Origin of the sequence: Mycobacterium marinum, assembly GCF_003391395.1 — a bacterium.
GTDB lineage: Bacteria > Actinomycetota > Actinomycetes > Mycobacteriales > Mycobacteriaceae > Mycobacterium > Mycobacterium marinum.
The window spans coordinates 822,691-838,869 of the sequence record NZ_CP024190.1 but is presented as its reverse complement, the minus strand read 5'-3'; the positions used below and the strand labels follow the sequence as shown (position 1 = coordinate 838,869).

Annotated in this window: 13 protein-coding genes; 6 read left to right on the top strand and 7 right to left on the bottom strand. The window is 67.5% G+C overall.

Going from position 1 to position 16,179, the window contains the following annotated elements:
- Window positions 1-68: 68 nt before the first annotated feature.
- From CCUG20998_RS03500 to CCUG20998_RS03485, 4 genes are all read right to left on the bottom strand, one after another.
- On the bottom strand, window positions 69-1,244 hold the full coding sequence (locus tag CCUG20998_RS03500; protein ID WP_015354411.1) for a glutamate--cysteine ligase: 1,176 nt from the start codon (window positions 1,242-1,244) through the stop codon (window positions 69-71).
- Window positions 1,201-1,917, bottom strand: coding sequence for a superoxide dismutase[Cu-Zn] (sodC, locus tag CCUG20998_RS03495; protein WP_036457018.1), 717 nt, complete (start codon window positions 1,915-1,917; stop codon window positions 1,201-1,203). Before sodC ends, CCUG20998_RS03500 begins: the two co-directional genes overlap by 44 nt.
- Window positions 1,918-1,989: 72 nt before the next feature.
- Window positions 1,990-2,472, bottom strand: a complete 483-nt coding sequence (locus tag CCUG20998_RS03490) for a LytR C-terminal domain-containing protein (RefSeq protein ID WP_050674474.1) — start codon at window positions 2,470-2,472, stop codon at window positions 1,990-1,992.
- Window positions 2,473-2,536: 64 nt separating this feature from the next.
- The gene (locus CCUG20998_RS03485; RefSeq protein ID WP_012392693.1) at window positions 2,537-2,845 is read right to left on the bottom strand and encodes a nucleoid-associated protein NapA; all 309 of its coding nucleotides are present in this window, start codon (window positions 2,843-2,845) and stop codon (window positions 2,537-2,539) included.
- Between the two features lie 249 nt (window positions 2,846-3,094).
- Between CCUG20998_RS03485 and CCUG20998_RS03480 the strand changes: the two genes are divergently transcribed.
- From CCUG20998_RS03480 to CCUG20998_RS03455, 6 genes are all read left to right on the top strand, one after another.
- A complete protein-coding gene (locus CCUG20998_RS03480; RefSeq protein WP_012392692.1) occupies window positions 3,095-3,688 on the top strand; it encodes a peptide deformylase in 594 nt (197 codons plus the stop codon).
- Complete coding sequence (locus tag CCUG20998_RS03475; RefSeq protein ID WP_020731714.1) at window positions 3,688-4,584, top strand: N-acetylglutamate synthase, CG3035 family; 897 nt, start codon at window positions 3,688-3,690, stop codon at window positions 4,582-4,584. Before CCUG20998_RS03480 ends, CCUG20998_RS03475 begins: the two co-directional genes overlap by 1 nt.
- Window positions 4,585-4,601: 17 nt before the next feature.
- A complete protein-coding gene (locus CCUG20998_RS03470) occupies window positions 4,602-5,417 on the top strand; it encodes an exodeoxyribonuclease III (RefSeq protein WP_172607257.1) in 816 nt (271 codons plus the stop codon).
- 143 nt (window positions 5,418-5,560) lie between these two features.
- Window positions 5,561-6,007: a hypothetical protein gene (locus CCUG20998_RS03465; protein ID WP_020731712.1), complete on the top strand. Its 447-nt coding sequence runs from the start codon at window positions 5,561-5,563 to the stop codon at window positions 6,005-6,007.
- A gap of 49 nt (window positions 6,008-6,056) precedes the next feature.
- On the top strand, window positions 6,057-10,640 hold the full coding sequence (locus CCUG20998_RS29150; protein ID WP_172607092.1) for a cation-translocating P-type ATPase: 4,584 nt from the start codon (window positions 6,057-6,059) through the stop codon (window positions 10,638-10,640).
- A 49-nt stretch (window positions 10,641-10,689) separates the two neighbouring features.
- On the top strand, window positions 10,690-10,965 hold the full coding sequence (locus CCUG20998_RS03455) for a hypothetical protein (protein WP_099052685.1): 276 nt from the start codon (window positions 10,690-10,692) through the stop codon (window positions 10,963-10,965).
- Window positions 10,966-10,981: 16 nt separating this feature from the next.
- Here the strand turns inward: CCUG20998_RS03455 and CCUG20998_RS03450 are convergent, their stop codons facing one another.
- The 3 genes from CCUG20998_RS03450 to CCUG20998_RS03440 all read right to left on the bottom strand — a co-directional run bounded on the left by CCUG20998_RS03450 (window position 10,982) and on the right by CCUG20998_RS03440 (window position 16,096).
- Window positions 10,982-14,851 (bottom strand): SpoIIE family protein phosphatase, encoded by a 3,870-nt coding sequence (locus tag CCUG20998_RS03450; protein WP_103654003.1) that lies wholly within the window; start codon window positions 14,849-14,851, stop codon window positions 10,982-10,984.
- On the bottom strand, window positions 14,848-15,243 hold the full coding sequence (locus tag CCUG20998_RS03445) for an STAS domain-containing protein (RefSeq protein ID WP_020731708.1): 396 nt from the start codon (window positions 15,241-15,243) through the stop codon (window positions 14,848-14,850). Before CCUG20998_RS03445 ends, CCUG20998_RS03450 begins: the two co-directional genes overlap by 4 nt.
- Window positions 15,244-15,373: 130 nt before the next feature.
- Window positions 15,374-16,096, bottom strand: coding sequence for a PAS and ANTAR domain-containing protein (locus tag CCUG20998_RS03440; RefSeq protein WP_036457016.1), 723 nt, complete (start codon window positions 16,094-16,096; stop codon window positions 15,374-15,376).
- Window positions 16,097-16,179: the final 83 nt, after the last annotated feature.

The following is a 16,179-nucleotide window of genomic DNA, read 5'->3' as shown; positions in this document are numbered from 1 at the left end:
CCGCATTGCGGTGGCGACCGTGGCGGTCGAACTACCGCGCGAGTCCATCCGACGGCGTGCCCGGCACCTCAGATATCCAGCTCGGCGATCAGTGCGTCGACCACCGCCCGCAAGTCTCCGTCGTGTTCCTCGGCCACCCGCCGCTGGCGCTGGTAAGAGGCGCCGACTCGCGGGATCTCTGCGACCGCGGCCAGCTCGTCCGCGCAACTCAACGACCGCGCAACCGGCTCCAACCGCGTCAGCACATCGTCGAGGTCGTCGGTGACCAGCCGTTCGTTGCTTTCGGCGTCCAAGATGATCACCGCGTCCAGGCCGTAGCGCGCCGCGCGCCACTTGTTCTCCTGGACGTGCCAGGGCGGCATCGTCGGCAGCGTCTCGCCGGCGTCAAGCCGGCGATCCAGGTCCACCACGAGACAATGCATCAAGGCCACCAGCGCACCGAGTTCGCGCAGATTGGAAACGCCGTCACAAATCCGCAGCTCGATGGTGCCCAGGTGCGGCGAAGGCCTTATATCCCAACGTATTTCGTTGATGTGGTCGATGATGCCGGTTTTCTTCTGGTCATACACGAAGCCTTCGAACTCCGACCAGGTCTGGAACTGGAACGGCAGCCCGGCGGTAGGCAACTGTTGAAACATCATCGCCCGGTTGCTGGCGTAACCGGTGTCTTCGCCGCCCCACCAGGGCGAGGAGGCGGACAACGCCAACAGGTGGGGGTAGTAGTTGAGCAGCGCAGAGATGATCGGCATCACCTTGTTCGCCGAGGAGACGCCGACGTGGACATGGACGCCCCAGATCAGCATCTGGCGGCCCCACCACTGGGTGCGCTTGATCAGCTCGGCGTAACGCGGTGCGTCGGTGAGCTTCTGGGTGGACCATTGCGCGAACGGATGGGTGCCCGCACAGAACAGCTCCATGCCACGGGCATGCACGATCCGGCGGGCCGGGCCCAGGGTGGTGCGCAGGTCCTCGATCGCCTCGCCGGCAGAGCCGCACACACCGCTGACCACCTCGACGGTGTTGCGCAGCAGCTCCTTGTGCACCCGGGGGTTTTCGCCGATCTCGGCGATGACCGCGGTGGCTTCATTGCTCAGATCCCGGGTCTCGGCGTCGACCAGGGCGAACTCCCACTCCACTCCTACGGTCGGCCGCGGCGAACGCGCGAAATCTATCCGGTTTGCGGTCCGACCCGCCGACGAGCTAGCCGGAGCCGATGACACCGCACGCCACCCGCTTACCGGCATCACCGGTGGCGAGCGTGGTCTGATCGGGACCCGCGGTCCCGTTGGTCTGGCTATAGCGATCGGCCGGAATGTTGGCGAAGTTGTCGGCGCCGGCGTGAATGATGATCGCGGTTTTCTGCCCGCTCGTCAGGTCATCCATGGTGAATGCATCGGTCGTGGTCACCAGCGTCCCGCTGCCGTCACTACGCACCTGCAGCGACGTCAGGTCACCACTGGACTGCCCGGGTACGGGGCGCCCGGACACCTGCAAGTGTCCTCCCGCAGACAGAAAGTCACCCACCGGGCCGCCGGTCGGACCGGCCGAATTGGCCTCGCACTTGCCCACCTTGTGGATGTGCACTCCATGAAAGCCAGGGGCCAGGTAGCCGGTGCCGGTAGTCACGATGGTGACGGTGGCAAATCCGTCCGCGAAATCGAACTTGGCCGTGGCAACCTCGGTGCCATCCGGTGCTCGCAGCTGAGTCGCCAGACCCTCCGATTCGGACGCCCCCTCGCGGTGCTCGTTGGTGCCGGCCGGCGCGGGTGAACCGGTCCACACCGAGGGTGTGGTGCCCGGAACCGTCGACGCATGTTGAGGCGACGAACACCCGCTCAACAACGCGACACAAGCGGTCGCGGACAGAGCGGACATGGTGACAGCTGCGACATTGCGATGACCGGCTGGCTTAGGCATAGCGAGAGCCTAACCTGGCGGCCCTCGAGTCATCGAGCGGGCCGAAACGACCCAGGCTGGTGTCGCGCCGGCTCACTCCGTGACCAGGACAATGACGCCGGGGGGCTGGTCGGAAATTTCGGCTATCCGCCGTTCGACGGGCGCGCCCAGCTTCTCACCCACCGCTTCGGCGGTGGCCTGTTCGCCTTCGGCATCGCCGAAATAGACGGTGGTGACCGGCACGTCCGATACCGAAAGATTGGTGACCTCAGTCACATTGAAGCCGGCCTCTTTGAGTTGGTCGGCGGTGCGCCCAGCGACACCCTCGAGACCAGAGATGTTGTAGACCCGCACCTCCGCCTGGGGGGCAGCGGGTTTGACACTCGTCGAGGTCGGCGACTTCGTGGCGCTGGACGACGTCGGCATCGTGGTTAGCGACGATGAGTCATCCACCGCCTTCCCGGACGAGTCCAGGGCCTGCCAACCCAGCAGCAAGAAGATGACGCCCAGGAACAGCAGCACCATCACCATGGCCCGCAGAGGAAGCCCCGAAGAGTCGGGTACGCGCTCGTTCATCGAGCCCACTGTAGCCAGGAGAGGCCCAGAACTTGAAAAAGCACGGACAAAACCGGGACCGGTGTCAGGTCACCTCGAAGCCGAGCCGCCGGGCGGCGCGCGCCTTCTGACGACTGGCCCGCAGCCGGCGCAACCGCTTCACCAGCATCGGATCCGCCGCCAGCGCCTCCGGCCGATCAACCAGCGCATTGAGCACCTGGTAGTAGCGCGTCGCCGACATCGAGAACAACTCCTTGATGGCGTCTTCCTTGACACCGGCGAACTTCCACCACTGGCGTTCGAACGCCAGGATGTCGTGTTCCCGACGGGTCAAACCGTCGGCGATTTCAGAGTCGTCCCCCGCTCGATTTGCCCGCGCCATAGCGCCGTCCATATCGCTTCCCCTGGACCCTTCCGGCGAATGCTTATTTGCTTTATTTGCTCGAATGACTTGACCTACAAAGGGGCATGTTCCGACGTATTCAACCACGCCGGGAACTGTTGCCCCGTAACCGCGACCCGCGAGTCGGCAGATTGGGCGGATTGCCTCCGACCCGGCGTCGCGCCCAACCACCCGACTCCTCCGCCGCCGAGCGGCGGGCGTCGTCACCGGGCCCAGTCGCCCCGCATAAGCTAGCCGACCATGGCAGTGGTTCCTATTCGGATCGTGGGCGATCCAGTCCTGCACACTCCGACTTCTCCCGTCCCGGTCGGAGCCGACGGTTCGCTACCTGCCGATCTGCCCGAGTTGATCGCCACCATGTACGAGACCATGGATGCCGCGCACGGCGTCGGCTTGGCCGCCAACCAGATCGGATACGGCCTGCGGTTGTTTGTCTATGACTGTGCCGACGATCGCGGAAAAGCCGCGCACCGCCGGGGCGTGGTCATCAACCCGGTGCTCGAGACGTCCGAGATTCCCGAGAACATGCCCGACCCGGACAACGACGACGAAGGGTGCCTGTCGGTTCCCGGCGAGTCGTTTCCTACCGGCCGCGCCACCTGGGCCCGCGTTACCGGGCTCGATGCCGAGGGGAACCCCGTCGAGCTCGAAGGCTCCGGCCTGTTCGCGCGCATGCTGCAGCACGAAACCGGGCACCTGGACGGCTATCTATACCTGGACTGCCTCATCGGCCGGCATGCCCGCAGCGCAAAGCGTGCGGTCAAGTCACACGGCTGGGGGGTTCCCGGCCTGTCGTGGTTGCCGGGCGAGGGGCCCGATCCGTTCGGTCACTGATGACGGCGCCATGGCCGGACCTCGGAACGCGAGTCACGATTCGCTACCGCCGACCCGCCGGGTCCGTCCCGCCGCTGACCGATGCGGTGGGACATCTGCTTACGATTGCCCCGACGGTGCGCGTGCAAACGAAGACCGGAGCGATCGCCGAGTTCGCGCCGGCCGACGTGGTGGCACTGCGGGTGCTCACCGATACGCCCATCCGCACCGCCGAGATCAGGGCCCTGGAACATGCGGCGGCCGCGGCGTGGCCCGGCACCGACCGGAGCTGGCTGGACGGCTGGCTGCTACGCGCCTGCCACGGAGCCCCGCTATGCGCTAATTCGGCGGTCCCGCTGGATATTTCGGCCCGCCCCGACGCGATACCCGCGATCCTCGACTGGTACACGCAGCGCGGCCGCACGCCTCGGCTGGCCATTCCCGACCGGCTCATGCCGGATCCGGCCGGCCTGACCGGTGAGCACACCGAACGTGTCCTGGTCGGCGAGGTCGCGGCCCGCCAAGCCGACCCGTCGATCACGGTGTCGCCCCGGCCCGACGATGTGTGGCGAGGCCACTGCGACCGCGAGATCGCCGGGCATGCCCTCACCGCGGTCATCGACGGCGAGCTTGCATTCGGTTCCGGCCCGCAAGCGGTGGTCGCACGCGCGGCGGTAACCGACGCACCGGACGGCACCCGCTGGGTTGGGGTGTCGGCCGCCTGCACCATCGATGACCAGTCCCCGACCGGTCCGGCCGCCCTGCTCTACACGACGTTGCTGGCCTGGGGCGCCGGCCGAGGTGCGACCCGTGGCTACACCTGCGTGCCCGGCACCGCCACGCCCGGCTGGGCCGAGTCGCTGGGGTTGCGGCTGCACCATCGTCGTCGCTATCTGCGGACACCCGCTAGCCTCTAGCCATGCCCGATGGCACCCTGCGGCTTGCCACCTGGAACGTGAACTCCATTCGCACCCGCCTACCCCGCGTCCTGGACTGGCTGGAGCGCGCCGACGTCGATGTCTTGGCCATTCAAGAGACCAAGTGTTCGGACACCCAGTTTCCGGCCCTGCCGCTGTTCGAACTCGGCTACGAGGTCGCCCATGTTGGTTTCAATCAATGGAACGGCGTGGCCATCGCTTCACGCGTCGGCATCGACGACGTCCAGATCGGCTTCGATGGCCAGCCCGCCTGGAGCGGCAGGCCAGAGGTCGCCGCGGCCGCCGAAGCTCGCGCGGTGGGCGCAACCTGTGGCGGCGTTCGGGTGTGGAGCCTGTACGTGCCGAACGGCCGCACGCTGGAGGATCCGCACTACACGTACAAGTTGGATTGGCTTGCTGCGCTGCGGGATACGGCCCAATGTTGGCTGAAAAACGATCCCGGCGCGCCGATAGCGCTGGCCGGCGACTTCAACATCGCCCCCACCGATGAGGACGTCTGGAGCACCGAGTTCTTCACCGGGGCTACCCACGTCTCCGAGCCAGAACGCAAGGCGTTCAACGCCATTGTCGATGCACAGTTCACCGATCTGGTACGGCCCTTCACCCCTGGTCCGGGTGTCTACACCTACTGGGACTACACGCAGCTGCGGTTCCCCAAAAAGCAGGGAATGCGCATCGATTTCATCCTGGGCTCGCCGGCATTGGCCGGCCGCGTGGTCGACGCGCAGATCGTTCGGGACGAGCGCAAAGGCAAAGCCCCCAGCGACCACGCACCGGTTTTCGTCGACCTGCGCCCCGGCCCAGCCGCGTAGCCGCTGGACACTCCCTAACAATGTTCGTTGTCTGCGCGTTTGTAACGTGGCAGGCTTCTAATAGATGCATGCTGAAGACAGCGCTGTCGATGCTGTGCAGCGTGGGACGCAACGATAGATCGGTGAGAAGTCAGGGAGCAATTATGGGAGTCGTCGGCGGAGCAGTCCGCAACGTTGGTCAAACGGTGAATCGGGCCGCGACGGCGACCACGGCGGCCGCGGGTGCGGTGGGCGGCGCGGCGGTCAACGGCGTCGTCGGTGGCGTCAAGGGAGCCGCCGAAGGCATCCAGCGCGGGCTCAGCACCGGCAGCAAGTCGACACCGGCCGCCGCCTTGGCCATGGGCGCGCTGGGCGTCGCGGGCATCGTGGAATGGCCGATCCTGCTCGCCGTCGGCGGCAGCGCGCTGCTGTTGCGCCGGATGAGTCAGCAGCCCGAGGCCTCCGCACCCGCGGCAAAGGCGAAACTCGCGCCGGTACCCGACCAGGAGGAGCCGGCCAAGGCCGCCCCGCAAAAGGCGCCGGCCAAGACCGCGGCCAAGAAGTCAACCGGCCGTCGAGCGGGCGCCGCCGAACTGCGCAGCACCAATTGATGGCGGCGCTGAGCACCCATTGAGCATTGCTACATCCATAAAAGGGGCTTTGCCGCTGCGCGCGCTCGCCACGGGCATCCAGGCAACCAGCGCGATGGCCACCGCGTCGGTGATGACCACCGCAGCCGTCGCCGCAACCCTGGGCAGGACGACCGGTTCGGTAACCAGGGCGTGTTTGGAGTTCGGTGCCGCGCCGCTACGCGAGGGCGCCAAGGCGCTCTCCGGTGAGCTGTCCCCCGAGACACTCACCCGGCACTGCTGGCGCGGTGCGGGCCGCGCCTGGATCGAGGTTCGCGGCCTCAATGACACACCCGACGATGAACTCGCACGCATGGTGCGCGAGGCCATGCGCACCCACCCGGGCATCGCGTCAGTTCGGATCAACTATCCGCTATCGCGGGTTGTCGTGGACATCGATGCGGCTACCTCGTTGCCGCAGCTGTGCCGCCTAGTCGAAGACACCGAAAAGCGTTATCGCGCAACGCAAGAAACTTGCCGGGCAACGCCCGCGATCAGTCTGCCGGGCGACAGCGTGGTACTGGTGAACCGGGCCGTGACCGTCGCCACCAACGCCGCCGGGCTCGGGCTGGCACTCACCGGCCGGGCGCTGCGCTGGCCGCGGGTGCCGATCGCCTTGCTGGCCGGCGTGGTGGCGGTCGACTACCAGCCCCGGCTGCGCAGCCTGCTCGAGGACCGCATCGGCGGGCCGGCGACGGACACGGTCATGACATTGGCCGTAGCCGCGGCAGAAACGCTCACCCAGGCACCGGCATCGTTGTCGGTGGGGCTGGCGATGCAGACCCTCAAAGCCGCCGAAGCCCGGGCGGGGGCACTGGCCTGGCAGCACCATGAACCGGAGTTGGCCCAGTACGCGGAGCAACCGGCGACCAGCGCGCCCTACACCGCGCCCCGGCCGGCACCGCCGCGTGCCGCCGAACGAAATGCCGATCGCTTTGCGCACATTCAGACGATCAGCGCGGGGCTGGTCGGGCTGGCCACCCGCAACATGGACATGGCGGCGACCGCCGCGCTGGTGGCGACCCCGAAGGCCAGCCGAACCACCCCGGAGGCGTTTGCCGCTGCGCTTGGTCAGGGTCTGGCACAGCGGCACGGGGTCTTGCCCATGCGGCCGGATTGCCTGCGCCGCCTCGACGAGGTCGACGCGGTCGTCATCGACCCGCGAGTGCTGTGCACCGCCAAGCTACGGGTCGCCCGGATTCGCGGCGCGGATGAGGACCAACTGTCGGCGGCGTGGAACCGGGCCCAGTTGCTGCTGGAGCGCGGCGATCTGAGCCCGGGGTGGCATGCGGTCCCGGAAAATCCGGATAGCACCGGGGTTTTCGAAGCCGAAGCGCTCTTTTTACCCGCGCATGATCCGCTCGCCTCGGCCGTGGTCGCCGAGGCGCATCGCACCGGAGCGGATCTGGTGTCGGTCGATGACGACTCGCTGGGCGAGCTGCGGCCGGCATTCGACGACATCCGGCCGCTGCGACACGGATCCATCGATGACGCCCTGACCGACGCGGTGGTCGCACTCAGGCAGGCGGGGCGCACCGTTGCGCTGTTGTCGTCGCGGAGCCGGGCCATTTCGTTGGCCGACGTGGCACTTGGTGTACTGCCGCAGACCGCCGACGCCGTCCCACCCTGGTACGCCGATGTGCTGCTGCCCGATCTTGGTGGCGCCTGGCGGATCATGCATGCGATTCCGGCCGCCAAGGCGGCGCGCCGGCGGGGTATCGAAATATCCGGTGGTGCATCGGCTTTGGGCGCCCTGCTGATGGTGCCGGGCGTTCGCGGACTCGGCCCGGGACCGGTGACCACCGGCGCGGGCGCCGGACTGCTGTCGGGGTATCTGCTGGCGCGAAAGGTTGTCGGCGCGCGCCCGCCTCGACCCGCCGCGTTCCACGAATGGCATGCCATGTCCGTTGAGCAGGTCCAGAAACTGTTGCCGCCAACCGGCACCTCGCCTCAACCGGGCGCACCCCATTCGACGTTGGCGACCCGCGCCCTCAGCAGCGGCGCGCACGCGGCAAAGCGTGGTACACAACTCGGCGCCGAGCCCATGCAGGCGATCGGACAGTTCCTCGGCGCGGTCCGCGCAGAACTTTCCGACCCATTGACACCGATGCTGGCTCTGGGAGCAACGGCGAGCGCGGTATTGGGCTCACCCGTTGACGCGGTAATGGTCGGGTCAGTGCTGACCGGTAACTCGATACTGGCCGCAACGCAGCGACTCCGCGCCGAGAGCCGGCTCAACCGCCTACTGGCGCTGCAAATTCCGCCCGCGCGAAAGGTGGTCACCGGCCAGGACGGACAGCCTGGCTACGTCGACGTCGTCGCCGAACAACTGCGGCCCGGCGACGTTATCGAGGTCCGGACCCACGAGGTGGTTCCCGCCGACGCCCGGGTGATCGACGAAACCGATGTCGAAGTCGACGAGTCCGCGCTCACCGGCGAATCGCTGTCGGTGACCAAACAGGTCGAGCCCACACCCGGAGCCGATCTGGCGGACCGTAGCTGCATGCTCTATGCCGGCACCACCGTGGTAGCCGGGACCGCAGTTGCGGTGGTGACCGCGGTCGGGGCGGACACCCAGGAGCGGCGGGCCGCCGACCTGGTGTCCGGCGACCTGTCCAACGTCGGTCTGCAACACCAGCTCAGCCAGCTCACCAACCGGGCCTGGCCGGTCAGCATGACCGGCGGCGCCGTGGTCACCGGACTCGGTCTGCTGCGTCGCCAAGGCCTGCGCCAAGCGGTGGCCAGCGGCATTGCCGTCACCGTGGCCGCGGTGCCCGAAGGCATGCCGCTGGTGGCGACTTTGGCGCAACAAGCCTCGGCGCGCCGGCTCACCCACTTCGGCGCCCTGGTCCGCATCCCGCGATCGGTGGAGGCGCTCGGTCGCGTCGACATGGTTTGCTTCGACAAGACCGGAACGCTCAGCGAGAACCGGCTGCGCGTGGCGCAAGTACATCCCGGCCCCGGCTTTTCGGATCACGATGTGCTGCGCTGCGCGGTCCATGCCGCGCCGGCCACCAACGGTGGACCGCAGGTACACGCCACCGATGTCGCGATCGTGGCAGCGGCACCACCGGAATTGGCCGCCGAACTCGACCGGTCCGACGCTCACCTGCCATTCCGCTCCGGCAGGTCGTTTTCCGCCTCGCTGTCAGACACCGAACTGAGCATCAAAGGCGCCCCCGAGGTGGTGCTGGCCGCCTGCGGAGCCAACGGCCCGAGCATTGACCGCCAGGTCGCTGAACTGGCCGCCGACGGGCTGCGGGTAATCGCGGTGGCGCGGCGCGAGCTGAGCCCACAGCAGGCTCGGACCGTTCTCGACGACCCGGACGCCATCGCTGACTTCTGCCACGACAGCTTGTCCCTGGTGGGCTTTCTAGGGCTGTCCGACACGCCGCGCCCCACGGCAGCGGGTCTGCTCGCCGAGTTGAGCGGACACGGACTGGACGTGCGGCTGATCACCGGTGATCACCCCATCACCGCCGCGGCCATCGCCGAAGAGCTGGGCCTGCGGGTGAGCGCCAAACAGATCATCAGCGGCGCGCAGTGGGATGCCCTGTCGCGCAAGGACCAGGAGCGTGCGGTCGCCGAGCGCGTGATCTTTGCCCGGATGACACCCGAGAACAAGGTGCAGATCGTGCAGACGCTAGAGCGCGTCGGACGGGTGTGCGCGATGGTCGGCGACGGCTCCAACGACGCCGCCGCGATCAGGGCGGCCACCGTGGGCATCGGTGTCGTCGCGCATGGCAGTGACCCCGCCAGCGTGGCCGCCGACATGGTGTTGCTCGACGGTCGCATCGAATCACTGCTCCCATCGATCCTGGAAGGGCGTGAACTGTGGCAGCGGGTGCAGGCGGCCGTTTCAGTGTTGTTGGGCGGCAACGCCGGTGAAGTGGCATTCGCCATCATCGGCAGCGCCATCACGGGAACCTCGCCGTTGAACACCCGGCAACTGCTGCTGGTGAACATGCTCACCGATGCGCTGCCCGCCGCGGCGCTGGCGGTCAGCAAGCCGCGCGGCCAGACCGACCCCAACGCGCGCGGACCGGATCAGCAGGCGCTGTGGCGAGCGGTCGGCGTCCGCGGCACCACCACCGCTGCGGCCGCCACCGCCGCCTGGATGATGGCCGGGGTGACCGGATTGCCGCGTCGGGCATCCACGGTGGGATTGGTCGCCCTGGTGACAGCGCAGCTGGGTCAAACCCTGCTGGACTCACACGACTGGCTGGTGGTTCTCACCGCGCTGGGCTCACTGGCCGCGATGGGTACCCTGATCAGTATTCCTATCGTCAGCCAACTGCTCGGTTGTACCCCGCTCGACCCGGTCGGGTGGGCGCAGGCCCTGGGAGCCGCCGCTGCTGCGACCGCCGCGATGGCCGTTGTGGACCGTGTTCTGGATGGTCGTGCTCAGCAGCCGGATCCTCCAGCCCCTCCTGCACCCAACACGAGCACGTCACCGACACCCGAACCCGCGACGGCTCCCGCTGGACGATCTCCACGAGCCCGACGCGCCACAACAGCGCATAAATCTCCCGCAACGGCACAGTCAGCACCGCAGCAAACGACGAAACTAGCGGATCGGCCAGGGCGTCGGTCCTCGACATACTTCAGACGGTGACCGCACGACCCTGCTCGGCGGCAAACCCTTCGTTACTGAAAGGCAAATGATGGTGGAAAAGCAGGCGCGCAGAGCGGTTTCACAGCGCGATGCCGTGAAGAAAATCAGGGAAGGCGAGACTTTCGTGATGAATCTGCCATTCGTCGGCCAGGTTGAGGTCCCCCGGCCTGAGCAGCTGGCCTACTACGGCGGTCTGGCCGCACTGGCCGCACTCGAACTGATCGAATGGCCGGTAGCGGTGGTCATCGCCGCCGGTCACGTCATGGCGAGCAATCACCACAACCGGCTCCTCGAGGAGCTCGGCGAGGCGATGGAGGAGGCCTAGCCAGTTCACGGCCAGTTCACGGCCAGTCCACGGTGGCGGCGTCGAACTGCAACACGACTCGTGTGCCCTGCGGGGTACGGACGGTTTCGACCTGGTTCGCGAGCCCGCTCATCAGCGTGAGACCGCGCCCGCGCCGCTGGCTGCGCAGGCTGGCCGACGAGTCTCCGGTCCACCGGCCCTGGTCACTGACGGTGACCGCAATCGCATCCTGATCCAGGAATGCCTCGACGGACACCGTCTTGCCGGCGTCACAGCCGCTGCCGTGCTCGATCGCATTGGTGACCGCCTCGCCCGTCGCGAGCAGGATGGCACCCTTGCGCACGGGGTCGACCCCGATCGCGGTCAGCCACTGCGCCATCCGCCGGCGCGCCACCGGGATCTCGGCCGGGACGGCGGTCAACACGGTGGCGAAGCTGCGCGGACCGGCATGGCTGGGACGCAGCGCCAGCACCACGACATCATCGCGGTAGCCCTCGGCCGGGCACATCCGGTGCAGGAGTTCGGCGCACACCGCCGCCACCGGCATGGCGGAGCAGTCCGCCGCCGCATCCGCCAGCCGGGCAAAGCCGTCGTCGAGAGTCTCCCCCGCCCGCTCCATCAACCCGTCGGTATAGAAGATGATCAAACTTCCCGCGGGCAGGTCCGCACGCGCGGTGACGTCGGCCGAGTCGGTCCCACGGGTGGCCACCGGCGGACGCCGTCCCGACTTGAGGAAGACCGGGCTGGCATCTGGGGAGACCACCAACGGATACGGATGTCCCGCGCAGATGTAGCTCATGGCGCCGGCACCCGCCGGTGTGGTGTCGATCAGGGCGTAGGCGACCGTGGCGCAGCTGGCGCCGGGAACGGTTGCCGCATATTTGTCCAGCGCTCCCAGAACATCGGCGGGTTCGGCGGTGTTCAGCGCGGAGGCGGCCACGGCGGCACGAAGTCTGCTCATCACGATGGCCGCCGCCAGGCCGTGACCGACGACGTCACCAACGGATATCGCGATCCTGCCCGGATGCTGCAGCGGCGTCACCGAATACCAGTCACCGCCCACGCGCATCGCTTCGCCGGCCGGTTGGTACACCGCCGATACCACCGCGCTGGTCGATCCCCGGTCCAGGTCCAGGAGGTGCTCCTGGAAGTCGACGGCAATGCGATGTTCGCGGGTCATGACGCGCACCCGATCCAGTGCGATCTGGGTAATCTCGGCGGTCCGGGTGAACATCTCGAGTTCGGACGCGTCGAATTGGCGTGGCGTGGGCCACAGCAGGGTCAGCACCCCGATGACACGTCCGTCGGCGTTGCGCAACGGTTGGGCGACACAGGCCCGAACAATTTCGGCGGTGTCCTGCACCGCGTGCTGATAGCGCGGGGGCAGGTCCAGCGTGTCGGTGATCAGCATCGGCTCGCCGCGGTGAATGACGTCGGTTCCCACCAGCGGGCTGTCCAGCCTGGCCACGTGGTAGCGATCGCGCAATTCCGCGGGGATTGCGCCGGCATATTCGAACCGGACATAGTCCCCGTCGACAACTCCGATTGCCGCCGCGGCCGCGTCACCCGACGCCAGGCGGTAGTGCAGGACGGCCGCGAGGATTCCGGCCACCGAGTCGGTGGCCTGTAGGGCGGCGTCGAGCTGCATGAGCCTGGCGGCGAGTCCCTGACGGGTGCGCTCGCGGGCAACGGCGGCCAGCCGCGAGGTCACCCGCTCCACCAGCTCCTGGGAACGGAAGGGCTTCAACAGATAATCGTCGGCGCCACCGGCGAAGCCGTCGCTGACGGCCTCCGCTCCGGCCCTGGCCGACAGCATCAGGACTGGCGTGGCCGCCAGCACCGGATCCGCGCGGATGGCGGCGATGAACTCGAAACCGTCCAGACCGGGCATCATCACATCGGTCACCACCAGGTCGGGGTGCAGGCTGCGGGTTGCGTTGAGCGCGGACTCACCATCGGCGACCAGAACGGTCTCCCAATGCGGCGATAGCACTCGATGCAGATGGGCCCGCATGTCCGCGTTGTCGTCGGCGATCAGCACCAGCTGGCGGGGCTGTTCCGGTGCCGCCTGTACCTGCGCGGGCGATGAGACCAACCACTGGCTGGCCTCCTCCACGTACGGGTTGGTCTCATCGAGCAAGGCGGCCGGCGACTGATCGGCGGCCGCGCCGGTCGGCGACCGCGGCAGCCGGATGGTGACCGCGGTGCCGCGCCCCGGTTCGCTGTCGATGTGCACGGTTCCGCGTTGCAGCTCAACCAGACCGCGTACCAGGGACAGCCCGATCCCGCTGCCCTCGGCACTGCGGCCGCCGGCATTCTCGGCGCGATAGAACCGCTCGAACAGACGCTGCAGGTCGGCTGGCGCAATCCCGGTTCCGGTGTCACGCACCACGAGTCGGCAGTGCGCGGCCTCGCTGCGCACCTCGACGACGATCGATCCTTTCATTGTGTATTTGACCGCGTTGGACAGCAGATTGAGCACGATGGTTTCCCACATGCCGGGATCGACATCGGCCAGCGCTGGAGCGCAGTCCAGCGCAAGGTCGAGCCCGGCGCGGGCGCAGAGTTCGGTGAACGACGACGCGATATGCGACGTCAGCGTGCCCACGTCGGTGCACACCAGCCGCGCGGTTGCGCGACCGGCTTCGATCCGCGAGAACGCCAGCAGCGAGTCGACCATCCGTTGCAGACGCCGCGCATTGCGCCGTGCGGTATCGAGCCGATCGGCCAAGACGGTGTCGCCGCCGGCGTCGGCGAGCGCATCCTCGACCGGACCGAGCAACAGGGTTAGCGGAGTGCGGAACTCGTGGCTGACGTTGGTCAAAAACGCGGTCTTGGCGCGATCGAGCTCCGCTAGCGCATCGGCTCGCTGCCGTTGCCGTTCGTAGGAGACCACCGATGCCAGCGCCGCCGACAGCTGATCGACGAGCAGCTGGCAGAAACCGCGATACAGCGCATCCAATGGGCGCCGCGGGCTGATGCCGATCACCACCGCCCCGGGGGTCGAGCCCTCACTCAACGGCAACACCAGCGCCTGGGTCGGGCAGTCGTCGGTGAAAACCTCGCAGATGCCGGGAATCACCCGGGCAAGCTCACCGACCACATGCGCCGACTCCCGTGACCGCGAAGCCATGTCCCAGTCCGTCAGCTCGGCCAGCAGCTGGGGCAAGACGGGCAACACCGACGGCGTGGCTCCCCGAAGCGTGATCCGATGCTGGCCGGCGCCGGCATCGGCACCGTCGGCGGCCACATACACCGCGATGAACGGAAGGTCCGCGGGCTGCGCGGCACACGCGGTGACGGACGCACCGATCGCGTCATCGATGGTGTGGGTCTCCAGCACGGCCGACGCCACCGCATTGAGCAGATGCAGACGCCGATCGCTCAACACCCGTTGCGTCGTTTCGATGACCGCACAGAAGATGGCCGGGACGGCCCCGCCACTGATGATCGGGCTGTAGGTGAAGGTGAAGTAGCGCTCTTGCGGAACGCCTGCCGTCATCAACAGCAGCATCAGATCGGTCGACCAGGTGGCCTTGCCGGTCGCAACGACGCCGGCGAGCATCGGCCCGATCGCCGTCCAAATCTCGGGCCACACCACCTTTCCGGCACTGCCCAGCGCCGCCGGGTGCTTGTCGCCCAAGATCTGGGCATAGGCGTCGTTGTACATCAGGAACAGGTCGGTCGGGCTCAGCCACAACACGATGGGAAACCGCGAAGTCAGGGTCATCGCCACCGCCGCACGCACTTCGGGTGCCCAGTCCCTGGGCGGGCCCAACCGATGGTGTGCCCAGTCGAACTCGGCGAAGCGGCGCCCCATCTCGCCGCCCAGGGCGACCGGGGCCTGCAGGTCCTCGGGCAACGGTTGCCTGTTGGGCGTCCCCGGGGCCGCAGCGTTGGCGCTCATCGTGGCCGCTCGACATCCTCGGGGTCCTGCTCACCGGGTTTGCCGGGCCGCAATGCCCCGGCCAGCGTCGGGTAAATCTCGAAGATGCGATCCAGCTCGGTAACTTGGATCGGCGCAAGCACCTGCCCGTGGTCGGCCACCAGCCGCACCGATGTGCCCGCCGCCTTCCCCTGTTCATGACACTCCAGCACCGCGTTCAATCCCGCGCTGCCGAAGAAGGTCACCGGCCGCAGATCGATGACGACCAGGCGCGCAGGGTGGGTCGCCGCCAATTGCATGGCAGCCGCCAGATGGACGACGAACTGCTCGACGGTGCTCGAATCGACATCGCCCTCGGCCCGCAGCACGACGGTGCCTTGGCGAACCTCATGCTCGACCGCCAGCAGGTCCATGGCCTTCACCGCCCGCGAATGTGTCAAACGTTAGGCGGCTGAGACGGGGAGCCCGATCCACCGTCTGCACCGTCCAGGATTAGCTAGAGCCTAACCCGATCCCCACCGCGCGGGCCGCAACCCGCGACGATCAGCTCGCGGACTCGGCGGGAATACGCTCGTGCACTGTTAAGAGCAAGTGGTCGAACTGGCTTTGGACCAACGCCGACACCGGCGGCAAGGACGCGACTTCGGCGACCACTTGTTTGGCCAGCGCACGAAGCTTGGTGTTTGTCTCCTGCGACCGCCACTGCAGCACCCGGAAGGCCTGCTCGGCGCTGACCCGGTAGACGGCCATCAGCACACCTTTGGCTTGCTCGATCGCGGCGCGGTTCTCGAACAGGTCGGGCAGCGCCTCGTCGAGCACCTCCTGACGCGTTTCGTCGAAGGTGTTGGTGAGGTCGATGTAATAGCCGGATGTTCCCTGGACCACGCCGGATTCGTTCACCATGCGGTCAGCCACCACGATTGCGTCGTGCACCACGCCCGCCGTGTCGACAAAGCGATGGCGACTGGAAAACGACTCCCCCGACCGCAACGCATAGTCGAGCAAGTCCTGGACGTGGGCACGGTCGTCGGGATGCTTATGCGACAACAACAGTTTCGTCGTCGGCACCACGGCGCCGGGCTCATATCCGTGCATCCTGGCCACCTCGTCGGACCACTCCCAGCGCTGGCCGATGAACCAGAAACGGAAACTGCCGATGCTCAGATGGCTATCGACCGCCCCCGATATCGGGGTGGCAAACGGCGGCGTACCGCGGTCAGGGTGTTCCTCGCCGATGTGGGCGGTCTGCTGCACGTCTGAAATCATCGCACCCGACCCGCCTGGCAGCCACCACGATCCAAGACGCACCTGCACACCGGCGCCGCACTGCGCTAGCGTGGAGGCCGACC